The sequence below is a fragment of the Oculatella sp. LEGE 06141 genome (assembly GCF_015207605.1).
Lineage (GTDB): Bacteria > Cyanobacteriota > Cyanobacteriia > Elainellales > Elainellaceae > Oculatella.
Map to the genome: position 1 here is coordinate 1 of NZ_JADEWO010000001.1, position 21,620 is coordinate 21,620.

At 51.5% G+C, this 21,620-nt stretch carries 18 protein-coding genes; 8 read left to right on the forward strand and 10 right to left on the reverse strand.

What is annotated here, in order from left to right:
* Nucleotides 1-346: 346 nt before the first annotated feature.
* Nucleotides 347-1,438 (forward strand): redox-regulated ATPase YchF, encoded by a 1,092-nt coding sequence (gene ychF, locus IQ268_RS00010; protein ID WP_193874251.1) that lies wholly within the window; start codon nt 347-349, stop codon nt 1,436-1,438.
* Between the two features lie 52 nt (nt 1,439-1,490).
* Here the strand turns inward: ychF and IQ268_RS00015 are convergent, their stop codons facing one another.
* On the reverse strand, nt 1,491-2,510 hold the full coding sequence (locus tag IQ268_RS00015) for a tetratricopeptide repeat protein (RefSeq protein ID WP_193874253.1): 1,020 nt from the start codon (nt 2,508-2,510) through the stop codon (nt 1,491-1,493).
* A 64-nt stretch (nt 2,511-2,574) separates the two neighbouring features.
* Entirely contained in the window at nt 2,575-2,742 is a 168-nt protein-coding gene (locus tag IQ268_RS00020) for a hypothetical protein (RefSeq protein ID WP_193874255.1), read from the reverse strand.
* Nucleotides 2,743-2,844: 102 nt separating this feature from the next.
* Here IQ268_RS00020 and IQ268_RS00025 point away from each other — a divergent pair, with 102 nt between their 5' ends.
* The 4 genes from IQ268_RS00025 (at nt 2,845) to IQ268_RS00040 (ending at nt 6,268) form a co-directional block, all read left to right on the forward strand.
* Nucleotides 2,845-4,497 carry a radical SAM protein gene (locus IQ268_RS00025; protein ID WP_193874814.1) on the forward strand — a complete coding sequence of 551 codons (1,653 nt, stop codon included), beginning with the start codon at nt 2,845-2,847 and terminating at the stop codon, nt 4,495-4,497.
* A gap of 76 nt (nt 4,498-4,573) precedes the next feature.
* The gene (locus IQ268_RS00030) at nt 4,574-5,263 is read left to right on the forward strand and encodes a Uma2 family endonuclease (RefSeq protein WP_193874257.1); all 690 of its coding nucleotides are present in this window, start codon (nt 4,574-4,576) and stop codon (nt 5,261-5,263) included.
* Between the two features lie 225 nt (nt 5,264-5,488).
* Nucleotides 5,489-5,641, forward strand: a complete 153-nt coding sequence (locus tag IQ268_RS00035) for a hypothetical protein (protein ID WP_193874259.1) — start codon at nt 5,489-5,491, stop codon at nt 5,639-5,641.
* 60 nt (nt 5,642-5,701) lie between these two features.
* Nucleotides 5,702-6,268, forward strand: coding sequence for a hypothetical protein (locus IQ268_RS00040; RefSeq protein ID WP_193874261.1), 567 nt, complete (start codon nt 5,702-5,704; stop codon nt 6,266-6,268).
* Nucleotides 6,269-6,402: 134 nt separating this feature from the next.
* Here the strand turns inward: IQ268_RS00040 and IQ268_RS00045 are convergent, their stop codons facing one another.
* From IQ268_RS00045 to IQ268_RS00065, 6 genes are all read right to left on the reverse strand, one after another.
* Nucleotides 6,403-8,940, reverse strand: a complete 2,538-nt coding sequence (locus IQ268_RS00045) for a glycogen/starch/alpha-glucan phosphorylase (RefSeq protein WP_193874263.1) — start codon at nt 8,938-8,940, stop codon at nt 6,403-6,405.
* Nucleotides 8,941-9,178: 238 nt separating this feature from the next.
* The gene (locus IQ268_RS00050) at nt 9,179-10,519 is read right to left on the reverse strand and encodes a TldD/PmbA family protein (protein WP_193874265.1); all 1,341 of its coding nucleotides are present in this window, start codon (nt 10,517-10,519) and stop codon (nt 9,179-9,181) included.
* Between the two features lie 39 nt (nt 10,520-10,558).
* On the reverse strand, nt 10,559-12,043 hold the full coding sequence (locus tag IQ268_RS00055; protein ID WP_339383321.1) for a TldD/PmbA family protein: 1,485 nt from the start codon (nt 12,041-12,043) through the stop codon (nt 10,559-10,561).
* A gap of 98 nt (nt 12,044-12,141) precedes the next feature.
* Complete coding sequence (locus IQ268_RS33285; RefSeq protein ID WP_193874277.1) at nt 12,142-14,739, reverse strand: GAF domain-containing protein; 2,598 nt, start codon at nt 14,737-14,739, stop codon at nt 12,142-12,144.
* 620 nt (nt 14,740-15,359) lie between these two features.
* Nucleotides 15,360-15,494 carry a hypothetical protein gene (locus IQ268_RS32640; protein ID WP_255527124.1) on the reverse strand — a complete coding sequence of 45 codons (135 nt, stop codon included), beginning with the start codon at nt 15,492-15,494 and terminating at the stop codon, nt 15,360-15,362.
* 146 nt (nt 15,495-15,640) lie between these two features.
* Nucleotides 15,641-16,123, reverse strand: a complete 483-nt coding sequence (locus IQ268_RS00065; protein WP_193874279.1) for a hypothetical protein — start codon at nt 16,121-16,123, stop codon at nt 15,641-15,643.
* A 218-nt stretch (nt 16,124-16,341) separates the two neighbouring features.
* On the opposite strand from IQ268_RS00065, the gene IQ268_RS00070 reads away from it, so the two are divergent.
* From IQ268_RS00070 to ilvN, 3 genes are read left to right on the forward strand one after another with little or no spacing between them, the layout of a single operon-like run.
* Nucleotides 16,342-17,325, forward strand: a complete 984-nt coding sequence (locus tag IQ268_RS00070) for an ATP-binding cassette domain-containing protein (RefSeq protein ID WP_193874281.1) — start codon at nt 16,342-16,344, stop codon at nt 17,323-17,325.
* On the forward strand, nt 17,322-18,122 hold the full coding sequence (locus IQ268_RS00075; RefSeq protein ID WP_193874283.1) for an ABC-2 family transporter protein: 801 nt from the start codon (nt 17,322-17,324) through the stop codon (nt 18,120-18,122). The genes IQ268_RS00070 and IQ268_RS00075 overlap by 4 nt, the downstream gene beginning before the upstream one ends.
* A 49-nt stretch (nt 18,123-18,171) precedes the next feature.
* Complete coding sequence (ilvN, locus tag IQ268_RS00080; protein ID WP_193874285.1) at nt 18,172-18,690, forward strand: acetolactate synthase small subunit; 519 nt, start codon at nt 18,172-18,174, stop codon at nt 18,688-18,690.
* A 90-nt stretch (nt 18,691-18,780) separates the two neighbouring features.
* On the opposite strand, the gene IQ268_RS00085 is transcribed toward ilvN, so the two are convergent.
* Together IQ268_RS00085 and IQ268_RS00090 are read right to left on the reverse strand one after the other, a co-directional pair.
* Nucleotides 18,781-21,258, reverse strand: coding sequence for an ATP-dependent Clp protease ATP-binding subunit (locus IQ268_RS00085; protein ID WP_193874287.1), 2,478 nt, complete (start codon nt 21,256-21,258; stop codon nt 18,781-18,783).
* Between the two features lie 11 nt (nt 21,259-21,269).
* Entirely contained in the window at nt 21,270-21,515 is a 246-nt protein-coding gene (locus IQ268_RS00090; RefSeq protein WP_193874289.1) for a hypothetical protein, read from the reverse strand.
* Between the last annotated feature and the right edge of the window lie 105 nt (nt 21,516-21,620).

A 21,620-nucleotide genomic window follows, 5' to 3' on the forward strand; every position in this document is an offset into this window, starting at 1 on the left:
CCACCAGAACCCGTCCCGTCCCCCGTGCCGCAACCGGTTCCCGGCCCCGTTCCCGAACCCATACCCGGCCCTGTTCCTGAACCCGTTCCCTCGCCGGTGCCATCCCCCGTGCCATCCCCCGTGCCACAGCCCGTTCCCAGCCCCATTCCCCAACCTGTTCCCTAAACGCGGCTGATAGCCTTGGAGCCAGTTCGATGTTAGAGGTCACTGGATGAAGCCTGACGTTTGATTTTTAGAGTCGAAGCATGAGGGTTTAGACTGGATGAAGTCAACCCGCTTAATCTTTATGCCGCCAGGGTCAAAAGATTAACGTTTTGCTGTCTAACCTTTTAACGTTCATCTTGATATGCTGAGAGCCGGGATCGTCGGACTACCTAACGTCGGTAAATCTACTCTATTCAATGCTGTGGTCGCGAATGCTAAAGCGCAAGCGGCTAACTTTCCGTTTTGTACCATTGAACCCAATGTGGGCGTGGTAGCCGTTCCGGACGAGCGCTTGCAGGTACTCACTACCATCTCGGAATCCGTTGATACAGTGCCAGCCCGAGTTGAGTTTGTCGATATCGCTGGACTGGTCAAAGGAGCCAGTAAAGGGGAGGGGTTAGGGAACCAGTTTTTAGCTAATATCCGCGAAGTAGACGCGATCGTCCATGTCGTTCGCTGTTTCGAAAACGACGATATTATTCATGTGTCGGGGTCAATTGATCCCGTGCGCGATATTGACGTGATTAATCTGGAGCTGGCGCTAGCCGACCTGTCTCAAATCGAACGGCGGATCGATCGCACCCGCAAGCAGGCTCGCACCAGTAAAGACGCTCAGGCAGAACTGGCTGTACTCGAACAGCTCAACACCGTATTAAACGAAGGGAAGCCGGCTCGATTAGTATCACTCAACGAAGACGAAGAAGCGATCATTAAACCCCTGGGACTGCTGACCCGCAAGCCGATCATCTATGCAGCCAATGTCTCTGAAGATGATTTAGCAACAGGGAATGACTGGGTTGAGCAAGTCAGGGCGATCGCGGCTCAAGAAGAGGCTCAGGTGGTTATCGTCTCGGCTCAGGTTGAATCCGAGCTGGTCGAAATTCCAGAAGAGGAGCGAGCCGACTTTTTAGAATCCCTCGGTGTGCAAGAGGGAGGCTTGAAATCGTTGATTCGAGCCACCTACGAACTGCTCGGACTCCGCACGTATTTCACTACCGGCCCCAAAGAAACGCGCGCCTGGACGATTCAGGCAGGAATGCTTGCCCCACAAGCGGCTGGAGTCATTCACTCCGATTTTGAGCGTGGCTTTATCCGGGCTGAAACGGTTGCCTACAAAGACTTAGCCACACTCGGTTCGATGTCTGCCGCTAAAGAAAAGGGGTTGGTTCGCAGTGAAGGAAAAGAGTATGTAGTGCAAGAAGGCGACGTAATGCTCTTCCGCTTCAACGTTTAACCGTCTCCCTGTATCTCTCGTTCCCATAGCCGGGCGTTGCGTAGTTGAAGCATCAATAGCGGCTGGCTCTGGCAAAATCGCCGATCGCATAACACACCGTTTTGAGGCTGGCGAGCGTTTGCTGTTCTAGCTGGGTATCGTGAATGGCCTGAACAACCGCCAATCGTTGCTCATAGAAACCAATGGCTCGCTCGTATTGCCCCAACGAGTCGTAAATAATGCCTAAACTTTCCAGGGCTTGCTCTGTGTTGCGGTAATCTTGCAGCATTTGAGCAATAATCAGCCGTTGCTCATGATAAAAAATCGCTTTGGCAGGTTCACCCAGGGCATAGCAAACACTGGCTAGATTTTTGAGAATTTGTCCCTCAATTTTGGGATCGGCAAGCTGACGGGCAATCACTAGCAGTTGCTCGTAACATTGGACGGTCTGAGCGTATTCTTCTAAGGCATGGTGGGCATTTCCCAAATTTCGTAAGATTTGCCCTTCAATTTGCTGGTCGTGCAAATCTCTGGCAATTTCTAAGCTTTGTTCGTAATAGGCGATCGCGCCCCGGCAATCTCCCATCGCTTTGTATGCCATTCCCAGGTTGTTCAGCGCTGCCATCTCGCCACGCCGATCTTGAATGTCTCGCGCCACGATCAAACTTTGCTGCTTGTACTCAATGGCTCTGGTGTAGTCGTTCAGATGGCGGTAGGCATTTCCCAGGTTACTTAAGGCTTGCCGCTCAGTCCGGCGATCCATCGTTTGCCGCGACAGGGCAAGGCTCTGCTGAGAGGTTGCGATCGACTCCAGATAGTTCCCGAGGGCATAGTAAGCCAACCCTAACCCGCCCAGCGCTCGACCTTCTCCTTGTAAATCAGAAAGCGCTCGATAGGCCGTTAGCGCCTGTTGCAGCGTTTGCACCGCCGCTGCCGATTCTCGAATTTGATACTGTTCAATGCCTTTCTCTAGCCACCGATCGGCTTCGTCTTTGCGAGAATTGGCTTCTTGCCCCAAGGTCTGTTGGGTATCCCAAACGCGATCGCTCGCTGGCACAAGGGTACGATGCTGGTCATCAAATGGTGTAACCATAAGTTGAAATTTTCCCCATTTGAGGAGTCACAATGGCAAAGTCCAGCGTTTCTACAACAGTCGTTTAGGTCAAAGGAATCAAAGAGGGGCAATGGATATGCCAGCCCACTTTAATTCTTGGGTATACCGTTACTTGAATGCGTTGGTCTACTTCAGGTTTAGCCGAGCTAGCGCTAAAAACAAACGGTAGATGTTCTGAAGTTTCAAATAGCCCCAATGGCTTCTTCGTCATTTGCCTCCGCGAGATCGCTGACTGTACTGTAATCCTCACTCTGGCGATCGCCCCATTCCTAACAAAATCAACTAGATTGAAAGAGCCGTTTCGCTGTTTTGACTGTTGAGTTCTGTTTTCTCTGCCGAACGCCTCTTGTTTACCCCGGTGGCTCCATCTTCTGAGGCCACCCCCTTGATCTTTGCCTTTCCCAACGAATACAGCGTTGGCATCACCAGTTTGGGGTATCAGGTAGTCTGGGCCACGTTGACCTCACGCCCCGACCTGGCCGTGAGCCGCTTGTTTACCGATGTGCAGGAAGCACTGCCAGCACAGCCCGAACTGGTTGGCTTTTCGGTGTCGTGGGAGTTAGATTACGTCAACATTCTCAACATGCTGGAGTCTTTAGAGATTCCGATTCGAGCTGCCGATCGCATCCAGTCGCACCCGCTAGTATTCGGGGGTGGCCCTGTTCTGACGGCGAATCCAGAACCCTTTGCCGACTTCTTTGATGTCATTTTGCTGGGGGATGGAGAAACCTTGCTGGGCGATTTCATTGATGCCTATCAAGCTATTCGTACCGCCGATCGTCAAACCCAATTACATCATCTGGCTCAGGTGCCAGGGGTCTATGTTCCGGCTCTGTATCAGGTAACGTATGCCAGCCGGGATGGGGCGATCGCGGCAATTTACCCGATTGATTCCTCTATACCGGCACAGGTCGAAAAGCAGACCTATCGCGGCAATGTATTGTCGGCCTCCACCGTGGTCACTGAAAAAGCGGCCTGGGAAAACATTTACATGGTCGAGGTGGTACGCAGTTGTCCTGAAATGTGCCGCTTTTGCCTCGCCAGCTACCTGACATTGCCATTCCGCACTGCCAGTTTAGAAGCCTCATTGATTCCCGCCATTGAACGCGGGTTAACCGTGACAAAGCGTCTGGGATTATTAGGGGCATCCGTGACGCAACACCCGGAGTTTGAGGCGTTGCTGGATTTCATTGATCAACCGCACTATGACGATGTGCGCCTTAGCATTGCCTCCGTACGCACCAATACGGTGACAGAGAAGCTAGCGCGATCGCTGGTCAACCATGATACTCGCTCCATTACCATTGCCGTTGAAAGTGGAAGCGATCGCCTCCGCAAAATTATCAATAAAAAGCTGGACAATGAGGAAATTATTCAGGCGGCGATCAATGCCAAAGCAGGCGGCTTAAGCAACTTAAAACTCTATGGCATGGTAGGAGTTCCCGGTGAGGAACCGGATGATTTAGACGCTACGGTGTCCATGATGAATGCGATTAAACAGGCAGTTCCCGGTTTGCGGTTGACGCTGGGATGCAGCACATTTGTGCCAAAATCACACACGCCATTTCAATGGTTCGGCGTTAATCGAGCCGCAGAGAAACGGCTGAAGTCATTACAAAAACAGTTGCGATCGCAAGGTATAGATTTTCGGCCTGAAAGCTACAACTGGTCGGTGATCCAGGCACTCATTTCTAGAGGCGATCGGCGGCTCTCGCACCTGTTAGAACTGGCACGCCACTATGGCGACTCATTGGGCAGCTACCGTCGCGCCTTTAAAGAATTGCGGGGGCAATTACCCGAACTGGAGTATTACGTTCACGAAACCTGGTCAACCGATCAGGTGTTGCCGTGGAGCCATCTGAAAGGCCCATTACCGCAGGCAACTTTGATCAAGCATTTGGAGAGTGCCATGGGTCATTTTGAATCACCGCCTCCCTTGCCTGACCGTGAATCTGTTACGGTTTGAGAATATGGCTTCAGGCGATCGCCTCCCTCGCTAAACTAAGGTCATCTCTGATCATCCGTCTTGCAGGTCAACCGCTATGTCTACCACAAATGCTCCTGAATCGATAGCTGAGCAGATGGAACTGGAAAGCGGTGTCATCATTCCACCCTGTGATTTATGGAGCGACGAGCCACCGTTGGAAAGTGACTGGCATCGAGAACAGATCGAGCTATTACTCGCGTGCTTAAAGCAGCATTGGCGAGAGCGATCTGACTTTTATGCCAGCGGTAATCTCACGATTTACTTCAGCCCCGATCAAATTAAATCTCGCGACTTTAAAGGCCCTGATTTCTTTGTTGTGTTAGGAGCCACTCCTGAGCCGCGCAAGAGTTGGGTCGTTTGGGCAGAAAGCGGCAAATATCCTAACGTGATTGTGGAAATTCTCTCTGAAAGCACCGCAAATGTCGATCGAACCGCCAAAAAACAGCTTTATCAAGACACATTTCGTACCCCCAATTATGTTTGGTTCGATCCCTACAGTTTTGAGCTGATGGGATTTCAGCTCATCAGCGGTCACTATCAAGAGATTCCAGCGAATTCAGAGGGCTGGTTGTGGAGTGACCAACTGGAGCTGTACCTGGGCGTTTATGACACCAAACTAAGGTTGTTTACCGCTGAAGGGCAACTCGTTGCATCACCAGCAGAATTAGCAGAGCAAGAGCGGCAACGAGCAGAACGATTGGCGGAGAAATTGCGAGAGATGGGAATTGATCCATCGGCGATTTAGCGGCTACGATCGCCCATTTCAATTGTTCAATTACAGCCATTTTCATTTGCATTCACCACACTCCAAACCCTACACTGCACACCCATCTTGGCGAGACTGTGGCTGACTCGATTGAGAACTGCTGTAATGTCACCCTCACTGAACCACCATACGGCCTCATACATCTCGCCATAATTCAATCGGCTTAGATCATTGCTGCATCATTCAACACATACCGCAGGGTGGGTGATATCACCCATCCCTATTCAACGGCGCTTCAGTGAAGCAGATCGCTATGCTGATGTAGCGATCGCACTGGCAAATCTTGCACCTTACCCATTCTCAGAAGGTTGGATTGCGGTTGAACCAATCCTAAAGTTTGGCGCGAAATATCCCTAGGATAGAAGAGCGACAACAGGATATCGCCAATAATTCACCTTGCAGTCAACCAATTTATCAATGACACCTGAAGATATCACGGATGCTTTAACGCGTTTATTTGGCGCAACGGCGCAACCCACCGGAGCCGATGCGTGGCAGGTGGAAGAAGGCAACTTGCGGTTGCTAATTTTACTATCCGAAGATCAGTCCTGGCTACGAGCACTGGTCACGATCGCCCCTGCTCAGGAAGCCGCGCCCTATTTAGAACAGCTTTTAGAAGCCAACTTTGATGACACGCAAGAAACGCGCTATGCCATTTCGCAAGGGATTGTGTGGGGAGTGTTTCAACACGATCGCAACAGCTTGACGACGACCGATTTTGAGCGGGCGATCGCCCGTTTAACCACCATGCAGCAAACCGGGTTAGATCACAGCTTTAACAAACTGGCAGAAGAGCAAATTCGTCAAATTATTGCAGTCGCCAAACAACAAGGACAGTCTCTAGAAGCGACCATGCAGACGCTCGATCGATTCTACCAGGAAGGAGTAATGGGAGGAATGGATCAAGACCCACAACAGCGTGACGAATTTCTGGCAGCATGGCGGTATCAGCTTCAACGTCTCTGGAATGAAGCGGAGCGGTGAAGGAACTTTGTCACTATCCAATATCGCAGCCATAAAAAATCGGTAGGCGATCGCCTACCGACTGTTGGACTTTATTCAATCCAGGGACAGAAATTAGAACAGGTCGAATTTCTTGAACCGGGATGAATGGGTTGTTACGATGATACGTTCACCTTTAAGCCTGCTCTATCTTGAGAATAAGGTTCGAGCTGAACGGAAACGGGTTGAACATTCCAAATTTCCTTGCAATATTCCCAAATGGTGCGATCGGACGAAAACTTGCCCATCCGAGCCACATTCAGAATAGATTTGCGCGTCCACAAATCCTGGTCGCGGTAGACTTCACACACCTGGTTATGACAATCCGCATAGGACTGATAATCGGCCAGGTGCATGTACTCGTCCCCATGCAGCAAAGCGTCAACAATCGCCTTAAATAGCCCCGGCTCATTAGGAGAAAAGGCCCCCGTTGCGATCGCATCAATAACGCCTTTCAATTCAGGATTGCTGTAGTAGTAATCCATTGGGTTGTAGCCGTTCGCCTTGAAGTCCTGCACTTCCTGGGCGGTAAGACCAAAGAGGAAGAAGTTTTCGGCTCCGGCCTCTTCCCGAATTTCGACGTTGGCACCGTCCAGTGTACCAATGGTCAGCGCCCCATTGAGGGCAAACTTCATGTTGCCCGTACCCGAAGCTTCCTTCCCGGCAGTCGAAATCTGCTCCGAAAGTTCAGCGGCTGGATACGCCATCTGACCCATCGATACAGAGTAATTTGCCAGAAAGACAACCTTAAGTCGTCCAGCCACATCGGGGTCATTATTGACCACCTCGGCTACAGAGTTGATTAGCTTGACGACCAGCTTTGCCATGAAATAGCCAGGAGCAGCCTTACCTCCAAAGATAAAGGTGCGGGGCAACATATCCTGACCTGGGTTAGCCTTCAGACGATGATACAAACCGATGATGTGCATCGCATCCAGCAATTGCCGCTTATACTCGTGAATTCGTTTGATTTGAACATCAAACAGCGAGTTTATGTCAATTTCGATGCCGTTTGTTCGCAGAATATAATCTGCCAGGGTTCGCTTATTCTCGCGCTTGATGGCCTGCCACTGTTGCCGGAACTCTGGATCGTCAACAAACGCCTCCAGTTGCCGCAGCTCATCGAGATTGGCCGTCCAGCGATCGCCAATCTTCTCGGTAATCAGATTAGACAACGCTGGATTGCTCATCATCAGCCAGCGACGCGGCGTAATGCCATTTGTTTTGTTCTGGAACTTCTCCGGCCACAGCTCGTAAAAGTCATGCATCAGGTCTTGCTTGATCAACTGCGTGTGCAGTTCTGCTACACCGTTGACCGTATGGCTACCCACACACGCCAGATGAGCCATGCGAACCTGTTTGTCTGCCCCTTCCTGAATCAGCGACATGCGAGACAGCTTCGCTTCGTCTTTCGGATAGTTGGCGCGGACTTCGCTTAAAAATCGGTAGTTGATTTCGTAGATAATTTCCAGGTGTCGCGGCAACAACCGACTGAATAACCCAATTGACCAACGCTCCAGAGCTTCCGACAGCAACGTGTGGTTGGTATAGGCAAAGGTGCGGCGCGTAATATCCCACGCTTCATCCCAACCCAATTCATGCTCATCAATCAACAGTCGCATCAATTCAGCGATCGCGATCGACGGGTGCGTATCATTCAGTTGAACGGCAACCTTTTCTGGGAAGGCATCAAACGTCTTGTGCTTCCGCAAATACAGGCGAATGATGTCTTGCAGAGAGCAAGACACAAAGAAATACTGCTGCTGGAGCCGCAGTTCTTTGCCTTGAGGGGTCTGGTCGTTGGGGTAGAGAACTTTAGAAATGTTCTCCGAAAAGGTCTTGGTGGCAACCGCTTGCGTATAGTCGCCCGCGTTGAATACCTGGAAATTAAAATCTTCCCCGGCACGCGCAGCCCACAGACGGAGCGTATTAACGGTATTGTTTTTGTATCCCGGTACTGGAATATCGTAAGGAGTACCATGAACGGTGGTGCGTGGCATCCAGCGAACTTTGTAGTGTCCCTGGCGATCGGTAAAGGCTTCCGTGTGGCCGCCAAACTTCACTTCAACGGTGTATTCAGGACGAGCAATTTCCCACGGGTTGCCGTTTTGCAGCCAGTTGTCAGGATTTTCGCACTGCCAGCCGTTTGCAATTAACTGCTTAAAGATACCGAACTCGTAGCGAATACCGTAACCAATCGCCGGGATTTCTAGCGTAGCTAACGAATCGAGAAAACAAGCCGCTAACCGTCCCAAACCGCCGTTGCCTAACCCTGGCTCTTCTTCACATTCCAGCAGGTCGTCTAGATTTAATCCTGAGTCTTTCAACGCCTGGCGCATGGGTTCATACAAGCCAAGGTTGATCAAGTTATTCAACAGCAGGCGACCAATCAAAAATTCAGCCGACAGGTAATAGACCATTTTGACATCTTGCTCAAAATAGGTCTGCGCTGTCCGAATCCGCCGATGAACGAGGCGATCGCGCACTGTGTAGGCCAGTGCCATGTAGTAATCATAGAGCGTAGCAAAGTTCTCGTCTTTGCCCTGAATGTAATAGAGGTTATCGGCGATCGCGCGCTTGAGCGTTTCAACGCTCATTCCGGTGCGATCGTCCTCTATTCGATGCTCTATATGCTTAATTGGATTCTCGACCATAGTCCGGGGATTTATTACTCCAAAAAAACTACACCCGCTATTGCTCGAAAGAAAGTACCAATAGCTACACGCAAAACACTCTCAAGAGAGTTTTAAGATTTTCTGCCTCGAGTCGTACGCCGACAGGTGTAGATGCCCAATCTTAGAATGTTCAAGCAATAAACCGCTAGACGGTTGCATCATTCTAATCAATCGCCTTCAACACTCACCATACACTAGACTCAACTTCAAACAACCTTTACTCACCTGTAATCGACAAACTGTCAATCCAGATCCGGGGGCAGACCCCTGATCCAGTGAATTCAGCGTTGGGTTCCACAAAGATGATGGATTTCAGCACCTCCCGGAAATCGCCAGCAACCGTTGCAGACTCAATACTAATGCGCTTGCCCCGGTTCACTAACCAGCCATCAAACGGCAACGAGAACGACCCCTGAAGCGATTGCACCCCCGCATGAAGGGCTTGCAGATCGTCTACAAAAATGACGTTCTCAGCCGTATCCAGGCTGTAGGTTTGTTCGGTCGAGGTGCCCGGCATCACATGAAAGAAGTGAGGGCTAACGCTTACCTTAGAACCAATTCCCGCATGTCCGGTGGGTTGAGCGCCCATTCGCTTGGCCGTTCCCGCACTGTGCAAAAAGTTGGACAGCACGCCTTCGGTAATGAGCGGAATTCGCCGGGTCGGTGTTCCCTCTCCGTCAAAGGTTTCGCCACCCACGTTGTCTGGATGCAGCGCATCATCATAGACAGATAGCAGCGGAGATGCCAGTTGGCTCCCCAGCGAATCAGCGGTTGAAAGGCTCTGGTTATCCAGAATACTTTGAGCGTTAAACAGGTTAGAGAAAGCCCCCAACAAACTCAAAAACGCATCAGGCGAGAAGACCACCCGATATTTGCCTGTCTTCACCTTCTCATAGTTCAAATGGCTAATGGTCTTCTCTGCCGCCTCTTTGAGGCAGCCTTCGACATCCAGCCGGGTGACGCTGGGACTCACCCGAAACGCACCAGCGCTGCGGGGCTTTTTGCCATCTTCTTCTGTCTTGCTGTAAAGATAAATTGAGGCATAAGAATGAGCTTCTTGCCGTGCCGCTCCTTCGCTGTTGAGATAGAAGCGATCGATATCCCGCTGTGCCAACCCGTTGTAGGGCACCCCTTTAATCGCCGGGTGAGCTGCCGTCAGCTCTTTTTCAGCCTTGATCAGCGTTTCGATAAGCTGATCCACCGGAGCCTGCGGCGCTGTTTCTTCCAAGTGATGGGAAATGGGCGCGGTCGATTCAGGGCTAAAGTCAGGCGCATTGTCTTTCACGCCGAACTCGCTGGCTTCATGGGCAGTCTTGAGAGCCAGCTCAATGCCGCTGGGATCAAGGTCAGTCGTTGTGGCAACCCCTACCGTTTTGTCAGCATTCCACACTCGCACCATAATGGCCGAGCGGTTGGATGCCTTAACCTGTTTCGGTTCGCCCTCATCGACTTGAACACTGGTTTCATCGATTGAGGAACCCGAAATATCAAATTTGTTGATGCCAAGCTGGTGGGCGATCGAGCGAGTCTGTTCGACCAGTTTTGTAATATCCGTCATAGTTCATGTTCTCAGTTGAAAGTGCCTGGAAAGCTCGGTTTAGCGCCCACCCACCGTGATCGCGTCTACCTTAATATGGGGCTGACCAACCGTGACATAAATGCTGCCGCTTACCGAACCACAGAACCCAGCAGCCAACCCCAGATCGTTCGAGCACATCGAAATCCGATTCATGATTTCTTTGGCTTCTCCGATCAGCGTGGCTCCCTTCAGCGGCTTGGTAATTTTGCCGTTCTCGATCAAATAGGCTTCATCCACCGCAAAGTTGAATTGTCCGGTTGCACCAACGCTGCCGCCGCCCATCTTCTTGCAGTAAATGCCTTTGTCAATAGACGCAAACAGTTCGTCAATGGCATAGTCACCCGGCGCAATGTAGGTGTTACGCATCCGGGACGCTGCCGCAAACGCATAGCTTTGACGACGACCGCTGCCCGTCCGCGGGTGCCCCGTGCGAGCCGCCCCGGCGCGATCGGCCAGGAAGTTTTTAAGGATACCATTTTCAATCAACAGCGTCCGCTGAGCGGGCATCCCCTCATCATCCATATCAATCGTGCCAAAGGCATCGGTAGATAAGCCCTCATCCCAGGCTGTCAGGCTCTCGTGGGCAATTTTAGTTTCTTTTTTATCCGCAAACGGAGTCGTCTTGCGCTCAATTTGCGTCGTTTCCAGCAGGTGGCCGCAGGCTTCATGGAAGATCACTCCACCAAACTGATTAGCCATGATGATGGGATAGGAACCCGACTCAACATAGTCGGCATACAGCATGACTCCAGCAGACTCCGCCACTTCCTCTGCGCTCGCGTCGTAGTCCCAATTGCGGAGAAATTGGGGTTGCCCTGTACTGCCCAATCGCTTGCTAATGGAGGAGCGATGCGCGCCATCGGCACAAAGAAGGCTGTATCCCACGGATTGCGTCAGGCGAATATCTCTGGCAAAGGTGCCGTCGCTGGCGGCCACCAAAACTTCCTGCCAGTCGCGGAAGTAGGAGGCTCGGCGAGACTGCACATGCTTAGCCTTCGTGTTGAGCTTGGTGTTAGCCACCAGCAACACATCGCCCATTTCTCGCATAGAGCTACAGTCGGCCAGCCAATGCTCTTTGCCGCGCAGCGTTGCATAATCTCGTAAGGGTTCCAGGTTAATTTCAGGAACAAAGGCATTTGGCCCCGGTAGGTGAAGCCCCATAATGGCCAGAGCTTTTTCCAGAGCAGCCTTTAAGCCAGAAAAGGAAAGGTCATTAGTGCTAACGTAACAGTCGGCCTGTTTGCGGAAGACGCGGACACCAGCCCCAGTAGACAGTCGTGGTGAAATGCTGGTAATGGCATCGTCTTCGGCCAGACAGCTAATGTAGTTGTCCCGCTCCAGAAAGAATTCGATAAAGTCTGCACCTGCCGCACGTCCTAGCCCCAGCAAAGTGGATAAAGGAGCGCCCCATGTGTCATCGAAGCGATCGCGGGTTGAAGTGTAGCGAAGCGTTGGTAATTCTTTAGAAAGCAACAGAGTGCTTGAGGGCATCGAGAGCGTCATCGGCGATCGTCCTTCAGCGGGTAAACGGTTAGGCTAACTGAAACTTGGTAGAATCCAGCCTATCCCAGTCTAGCAAACGCCTCTATGCCTCGCCGGACTCACGCGTCCTGTGGAGGTTGAGCGCTGCTGAGTTGCCGGGGAAACCGTAACGCAAAGGTGGTGGAGTTGTTGCCGCTTTCCGCCTGAATCGATGCCCCCAAATATTCTGTCCGCTTTTTGACCAGAGCCAGCCCTAACCCTGTACCTGTGTATCGCCAGGGATCGTGATTGGGAACCCGGTAAAACTTATCGAAAATATGGGGCAACTCAACGGACGGAATTTCAACCCCAACATTGCTAACACTCAGAAAGATCGCTTCAGCCGTCGCCCACGCTGCAATTCCAATCGTGCCACCCACAGGCGTGTAGGTACAGGCGTTGTTCAGGAGTTCGCTCAGGATGTGGCTAAGAATGGATAAATCGGTGGTCAAGGCCGGTAAATCTGCTGGAATATCGATTTGCAATATCTGCTGCCGCTCATTGATCCGATCTTGAAATAGCTCAACCGCAAAGGGAATCCATGCTTGCAGGTTCACAGCACCCAGCACCAGGGGTTCGGTTCCGGCATCCAGGTGGGGAAACCCCAACAGATCGTCTACTAGTTTAATTTCGCGCTTGCATTCTTCTCGCAAAATTTGAAAGTATCGTGCCACTTGACTGGTCGCCATATCGAGCGTTCCTTGCTGGTGGGCAACTACTTCCAGCATCTGTACCGCCATGATGATATTAGCCAGTGGCGTTCGCAATTCGTGAGAAATAGTGCTTAAAAAATCCTCTTTCAGGCGGTTGAGCCGTTCCAGTTCGCGCACCTGAACCTGAGAAGCTGCATAGAGCTGAGCCTGACGCATGGCGATCGCACACTGGTTGGCAACCTGCTGAAGCAGCCGCAACTCCTGTTCGCTAAAGATGCGATCGCTGTGGTCAATCAACCAGAGATCACCAATTACGCCCTGATCGTCCAAGATTGGGCTGGCCAAAATACTAGCTCGCGACTCCGGCGAATGGGCGGTAAGGGGGCAACACTGCAACGGCTGCCCCCGCAAAATCTGCTCGTATTCTGGAGAATCGGCCTGCTGCTCGGTTCGTCCCGGCATTGGGGCGATCGGACTGACGTATTCAGACTGAATCGTAAAGGTTCCTTGTTCGGCACTATAGAACGCAGCGCTGCAACAGCCCACCCCCAGAGCGATCGCTAAATTTCGCACGGCGGTCTGCAAGATATGATTATCGTCCAGGCTATCTCGCACGCTATCGGCAATGCGCTTGAGCGTTGCTTCAAACTCAAAAGCACGTTCCAACGTTGTTGTGCGGTCTTGCACCTGCTGCGCCAGTTCCACGTTTAACCGTTGCACCTGTTGGTAGCGTTGAGCTTGCTGAATAGCGATCGCCACATGCCTTACAAGCTGCTGTAGCACGTCTATTTCCCACGGTTGCCAATTGCGCTGAGTCTGAACCTGATGCACAATCAACACGCCCCAGAGGCTACCAGATTGCTGAATTGGAACCGTAATTTGGGATTGAACATTGAGCTGGCGTAAATCATCTAGATACTCTGGATGCTGGTTCAGGTACTCATCCTGGTTGATATCCGAGCTAACCTGCACATGCCCCTGACTGAAGGCTTGATGCAGTGCTGGCGCAAAGGAGTGTCCTGCAAACCCAGATGGCTCCGATGTCGTGGTGCCCATTCGCGCAAATGCCGCCGCTTCGGCTGCAATCGTACCGGGGCGATCGCGTTCTAGTTGATATATCAGAACGCGATCAACAGACAGCAGACGGCACACTTCAGCCACCGTTGTCCTGAGAATGGTTTCTAAATCAAGCGACTCTCGAATCCGCTGTGCCGTATCGCTAACCAACCGTTCGCGTTCGGCCTGTTGGCGCAGGGCTTGTTCTAACTGAATGCGCTCCGACACATCTTGAAAAACAATAATCCCGCCAGTTACATCTCCTTGTTGGTTGCGAATGGGTGCAGCGGTATCGCCAATCGGGGTTTCCGCGCCGTCTTTTGTCCGCAGCAAGCAATCCTGGGGCAACCGCACGTTGATGCCCTGTTGCATGGCACGCAACACCGGGTTAGCAATGGCTTCTCGGGTTTTGGCATTGATTAAGTCTAAAACCCGACTCGACGATTCACCAATTGCCTCTGGCTGCCGCCAGCCCGTGAGGTCTTCGGCTACGGGATTGATGAAGGTAATACAGCCATCAGAATCAGTGGCGATCGCCCCATCTCCAATACTCGCCAGAGTCGTTGCTAGACGTTGCTCCGATTCTCTCAGCCGTTTTTCAAGCTGATGACGATGGAGCGCGATCGCAATGGCCGTTTGCAGTTCTTTTTCTTGAAATGGCTTAATGATGTAACCAAACGGTTCAGACATCATCGCCCGATGCAGGGTCGAGTCATCCGTATGGGCTGTGATGTAGATGACAGGAATATCAAAATATTCACGAATTTGCTGTGCCGCCGCCACACCATCAATGTTGCCTTCCAGCCGAATATCCATCAGCACCAGGTCAGGCCGGGTTTCACCAGTCACTTGAATGACATCGGAACCTGAAGCCACACTTCCTAAAACCGTATGCCCCAGGTGTTCTAGTGCTTCTCTGAGGTACCAGGCAGCAACGCTTTCATCTTCAGCAACAACAATTCTTGCCACGAGTACTGGTTCTGCGTCTTAAAAATACACTGCAATAATCGATGCTTAAACAAATAAATATTCCTCAAACGACTGCAATAGTAACGATTTCCAACAGCCAGGTGAGGTTAGTGAAGCAGTACAGATCCCTGACGGCAATGGCGACTGACTGGCGGACAGTACTTGATATATGGAGTTAAGAGATGCAGCACACGCTAGAACATGGATGATACCAGATATACGCGTGCCAACCAGGCAATTTCGAACTAAACCCAACTGAGATCCAGTGCGAATTTTACGGTGGGACGCGGTGTGTTGCAACACTCAATAGCCATAATGTCAGTTGAGCCTTGCTATTCAAGGGTATAGCCATACGATATCGCATTAGCCTAGCACTCGTTTGCCGTCATTTTATGTGTTGCGGTGGGCGTGTGTTGCACCAAACCATCATCTACCGCTGAAACGACGGCAAACCAGAATGAGCCATGCGGTTATCACTGTGTTGCAAGGAGTCGGCTGTCTATTTCCGTTAGGGGAGCATTTTGCGAAACGTCCCGACAAAAAGGCATCAAATTACCACCGCTAACCCCTGAAACGAGAGCAGTGGGACACACCGTTAGAGCCGACAGGATTGGAGGCGTTCAGGGCGACAGAAGCAAGGCGTTTGACTGATGGGTGCCTGCGATCGCCCCCTGTTGCTCGATCGTGTCATCTTGACCTATCAAATCGAGCGGCTTGCTGATGCAGATAATTGTTTTGCAAAACAATTTTCGCAAGTCTACCAGGATAACACTGCTATAACCGCAATCTCCCCGCTAAGGAAGCGTTACTTTCAGCGCCAAAAGCAACAGGAGTGACTGGATTAGCGTGTGTTAATTGAGGTTGAACCACGGCATGAGCTAACCGAAAGCAATCCTCCCCATTAGTCGTCTTCGGGCAATGCAAGCGCCTGATCTAACACAGTCAACGATTGCTGGGCTTCGGCTCGTGCCTCTTGATAACGCGAATGGGCTTGAGCAAAGGACTTTAGGGTCTTGAATCCTTCTTTCAGGGTATCAAACACCTCTGAGTCAGATTCGTCTTCACTCAACAGCGTATCTAGATGAGGACGCACCTTTCTGGCTTCAGCCCGTAGGGTTTGAGCCTTTTGCTTTAGGGTGGCAAAAGTACTTAGAACCTGAATGGCATGGTTGACCGCATCATCGGCTTCAGTTGTCACGGGAGATAATTCTTTCACTTCAATAAATTGCTGGGGGCCAAACCCATCTGAAAGATCAGTAGGAAGTTCGCCTGCTTCCATTAATTCAAGCAGCTGATCCATCGCCTTATCACGGGCTTTTGTTGAATCTTTGCCGGGAATGTCGATGACTACTTCTGGACTTTGGATGAGTGTATATTGAACCATAGTGCTGCAAAGTACATTTGTACTGATATATCCTGAGTTTATTGTAGTTCCTGTTGGGCTAGAGAGTCCGGTTCCAGGCTTGAGGAAGTGGATTGGATTAGACCTGAACCCTGAACCTGCTACTGGGTAACGTATCACTGACGGGGGTTACTAAAACTTCCTCTGCATCGCAATATGCCAGCACAGGACGATCGCTCGAATCACCTAAATTAGACAATATGGCAATTATTACAGTCAAAGACCTGAGCAAAGTGTATCCTGTTGCGGTCAAAGATCCAGGTCTCAAAGGCACATTACGGCATTTCTTTCATCGCACCTACCGTTCGGTGCCTGCGGTGCAATCGGTTTCGTTTCAGATTGACCCTGGGGAAGTGGTGGGTTTCCTGGGGCCAAACGGAGCCGGAAAAACCACTACCCTGAAGATGCTGACGGGGTTGATTCACCCCTCGAATGGGTCAATCGCAGTGGCAGGGCATGTTCCCTTTCAGCGTGAAGCCAATTTTCTGCAAAAAATCACCCTGGTGATGGGACAAAAACAGCAATTGATTTGGGACTTGCCCATGCTCGATTCCCTCAAAATCAATGCGGCCGTTTATGGCATCTCCGAGCGAGAATTTCGCCACCGCCTGGGAGAATTGACCGAAATGCTCACCCTGGAAGAAAAACTGACGCAGCCCGTCCGTAAACTTTCCCTGGGCGAACGGATGAAAGCCGAACTGCTAGCGGCGTTAATTCATCGGCCTAATGTGCTGTTTCTAGACGAGCCAACCCTGGGGCTGGATGTAAACGCGCAGGTTAGCGTGCGCGAATTCTTGCGGGAATACAATCGCCGCTATGGAGCAACCGTGCTGCTAACCAGTCACTACATGGCCGACATCACCGCATTGTGTCAACGCGTGCTGTTAATTTACGCTGGGCGTTTGATTTATGACGGCGATTTAGAAGGGTTGCTCGATCGCTTTGCGCCTTATCGCGAGGTCACCCTGGAACTGGGCAACGAGCGATCGCCCGCCGAACTTGAATCCTACGGTGAACTGAAGCAGGTAAACGGGCGTATTGTTCGCTTCATTGTCCGCCAGGAAGCGCTAACAAAAACCGTTGCGCGTCTCCTTGCCAACCTGGATGTGATTGACCTCACAGTGGCCGAACCCCCCATAGAAGAAGTGATTGGGCAGGTGTTTCAAACAGGAGCGATCGCATGAAGCGTGCAGTGCGTTCGGCTATTCGCAAAGCGAGAGCGCTGCTCTCGGTCTACTATGCCTACATGCTGGAATATCGGGCAGAGCTGTTGCTGTGGGTGTTGTCGGGCACTTTACCGCTAATCTTGATGGGCGTTTGGATTAAAGCCTCACAGCAAGGGCAGTTTGGCTTATCGCCGTTGGATTTTGTTCGCTATTTTTTAGCGGTTTTTTTGGTGCGGCAGTTCAGCGTGGTCTGGGTCATTTGGGAGTTTGAACGAGAAATTGTAGAAGGCAAGCTGTCGTTTCGCTTACTGCAACCTCTCGATCCGGGGTGGCACCACTTTGCCGCTCACTTTGCCGAACGGTTTGCCCGATTGCCCTTTGCCATTGCGCTGGTAACTCTGTTTTTTCTGCTGTATCCCGATGCGTTTTGGATACCCAGTCTGCCACGGCTGCTGTTAACGCTGCTAACGGTATTCATGGCATTTGTGCTGCGCTTCATCATGCAGTACACCTTTGCTATGTTTGCGTTCTGGACAGAACGAGCCAGCGCCATCGAACAATTTTGGTTTCTGTTTTATTTGTTTCTTTCGGGGATGATTGCACCGCTTGAGGTCTTCCCACCCGTGATGCAGCGTATTGTTCAGTGGACTCCGTTCCCTTACATGATTCATTTTCCGGCCAGTATTCTAATTGGCTTACCCGTGAATGTAGTGCAGGGGCTATTCATTACTCTGGGTTGGATGCTGTTGTTTTTTGCCATTAACCGCTGGCTGTGGAAAAAGGGACTAAAACAATACTCCGGCATGGGTGCCTAAGCTGTTAAGATCGGAAATTACGCTGACTCAATTTTGCGATCGCCCTACCATGAAACATACGCTTTCCGTCTTAGTTGAAGATGAAGCGGGAGTTCTGAGCCGCATTGCAGGCTTATTTGCCCGCCGTGGATTTAATATCGAAAGTTTGGCGGTCGGGCCAGCAGAGCAAGTAGGCATCTCGCGGATCACGATGGTAGTGCCAGGAGACGATCGGGCGATCGAGCAAGTCACCAAACAGCTTTATAAGCTGATTAGCGTCATTAAAGTGAACGACATCACAGAAGTGCCCTGTGTAGAGCGGGAGCTGATGCTGCTTAAGGTCAATGCCGCTGGTTCTACCCGTTCTGAAGTCATTGAACTGGCGCAAATCTTTCGGGCACGCGTGGTAGATGTGGGCGAAGATTCGCTGACGCTAGAAGTAGTGGGCGATCCTGGCAAGATGGTGGCGATCGTGCAAGTGCTGAATCGGTTCGGCATTCGCGAAATTGCCCGCACCGGGAAAATTGCCCTGGTTCGCGAGTCGGGGGTCAATACCGAATATCTCAAATCGCTTGAGGCCAAAATTTAAACCCGTCACAACTAGCCTAAAAAAGCGGTGGTGCTGTAATAGCACCACCGCTCGTTGATTAAACTGACTCAGCGTCCAAGAACGGAGTTGTTAGGAGGAAACCCCTACCAAAACGGGTTCTTGCTGCGATCGCACCTGCACCTGACCGTCATCATCGATATCTAAAACGGCGGTGTCTCCTGCTTTAACCGTGCCAGCTAGCATCGCTTCCGCTAAATTGTCTTCAATGAAACGGGCGATCGCACGGCGCAATGGTCGGGCACCATAGCTAGGATCAAAGCCTTCGGTGATCAGCCGCTCTTTACACGCGTCAGTCACGTCGAGCGAAATTTCCTGCTCTTCTAAGCGTGCCGATACCTCTTTTAGCATCAGGTCGGCAATTTGCACCACCTCAGGGCGCGTCAGTTGACGGAAGACGATAATCTCGTCAATGCGGTTGAGCAGTTCGGGGCGGAAGTGCTGCTTCAACTCCTCGTTGACCAGACTACGGATGCGGCCATATTTTGCCATTTCCATATCGTCTGTAGAGAAGTCGAAGCCTAAGCCGCCACCACCTTTCTCAATGACGCGAGAGCCAATGTTAGAGGTCATCACCAGCAATGTGTTCTTAAAGCTGACGACACGACCCTTGGCATCGGTCAGGCGACCGTCTTCCAGAATTTGCAGCAGCATATTGAAGACATCTGGATGCGCTTTTTCAATCTCATCCAGCAGAATCACCGTGTAGGGCTTCCGCCGCACCAATTCGGTGAGCTGTCCGCCTTCGTCGTAACCGACATATCCCGGAGGAGAGCCAATTAGCTTAGAAACGGTGTGGCTTTCCATGTATTCCGACATATCCACTCGAATCATGGCCTCTTCCGAGCCAAAAACGCTGGCGGCTAACGCTTTCGCCAATTCAGTTTTACCGACTCCGGTAGGGCCAGAGAAAACGAGGCTGGCGATCGGGCGATCGGGATTCTTCAACCCCACCCGGGCGCGGCGAATAGCGCGAGAGACCGCTGTAACCGCTTCATTCTGACCAATGACGCGTTCATGCAGCATGTCTTCCAGATGCATCAACATCACCGACTCTGATTCCGTGAGCTGATTCACCGGAATGCCTGTCCAGGAAGCCGTCACCTGAGCAATATCTTCAGCCGTCACTTCCGGCTGAGCCACAGCGGCAAACTCCGTCTGCGTTTGCTTCAGTTGCGCTTCAAGCTCCAGTTCGCGATCGCGCAGCTTACCGGCCTTGTCGAAGTCTTGCTCTCGAACGGCGGCTTGCTTCTCTTGTGTGGTTTGCCGTAGCTTACGCTCTAGCTCTTTAGCAGGAGACTTTTTGGCATGACGGAAGCGCACCAATGATCCGGCTTCATCAATCAGGTCAATGGCTTTGTCGGGCATAAACCGATCGGGGATGTAGCGATCGGATAGAGTTGCCGCGGCTTCCAGAGCAGCATCGGTAATAATCAGCCGATGGTGTTGCTCGTAGGAACTACGCAACCCGCGCAAAATGGCAAGCGTATCTTCAACCGACGGTTCGTTCACCGTCACTGGCTGGAAGCGTCGCTCTAACGCCGCATCTCGCTCGATGTGCTTGCGGTATTCATCCAGAGTGGTTGCGCCAATACACTGGAAGCTACCGCGAGCCAAAGCAGGCTTGAGCAGATTGGCGGCATCCATACCACCCTCAACGGAACCAGCCCCCACCAGGGTGTGAATTTCATCAATCATCAGAATGATGTCATCCGACTGGGTCACTTCTTCCATGATTTGCTTCATGCGCTCTTCGAAGTCACCCCGAAAACGGGTACCTGAAAGCACCGCGCCCATATCCAGGCTAATGACCTGCTTATCTAACAGAGTGCTGGGCACATCTTGATTCACGATGCGTTGGGCTAGCCCCTCGGCGATCGCTGTCTTACCCACGCCAGGTTCACCAATCAACACTGGGTTGTTTTTGGTGCGCCGACCCAGAATTTGGATGACTCGCTCTAGCTCTTTGGCGCGTCCTACCACCTGATCTAGTTCGCCTTTGGCGGCCAGTTCAGTCAGGTTTCTGCCAAATTCGGCCAGCGCTCCGTTGCGGTTTGGCTGACGACCGGACGATCGCATCGTGCCTCTTCCGGCGGAGCTTCCAGCCGCAATGGGTTCTTCGCCAATCGCGCGAATCACCGCACTGCGAATGATGCCGGGGTCGATGTCCAAATTGTTGAGAATTTTGACGGCAACCCCTTCACCGTCTTCAATCAGACTCAACAGTAAATGTTCGGGCGCAATGTGGCGGCTATCGAGCTGGTGTGCCTGCTGAAACGCTTCTTCAAACACTCGCTTTGTTTTGGGCGTAAAGGGCAGTTCAGCCGTTAACCCTCCCGTACCGCGACCGATGATCTTTTCAACTTCAATTCGAGCCGCGCTAAGCGTCAAGCCCGCTTCGGATAAAACGTGGGCAGCAATTGTACCGTCAACTCGCAGCAAGCCCAACAGAAGTTGCTCGGTTCCAACATAATTTTGCTTTAACCGACGAGCTTCTTCTTGAGCCGCCATCACGGTAGCAATTGCTTTTTCAGTGAAATACTCAAACATGGGTTTCCCTCTTAGGCAATGTGGCGATGAGCAAAACGCCCGACTCGCTGGTCGAGAAGTCGATCGTTGGAATCAACGGAGGCGCGATCGCAATTCTCGACGTGCCATCCGGTCGGGGCTTCTGCCAAGGAATAACGGGCAGGAGGCCAACTACCTTGATGAACTGACACCTCCTGCCGGCTCCATAAGTAAGCCTGGATCCCTAGTGGGACTGCAATCATCCAGCCCGCAACACACAGGGCGACTAAAACTGTCATTGCAGCACCTCACTCGTAAACTTTTGTATCTGCTGTTGTTACTAATGTAACGGGATCAGAACCCTACAGGCAGGGAGGAAAACCGTAGCAACCGAAGTAGGGAAA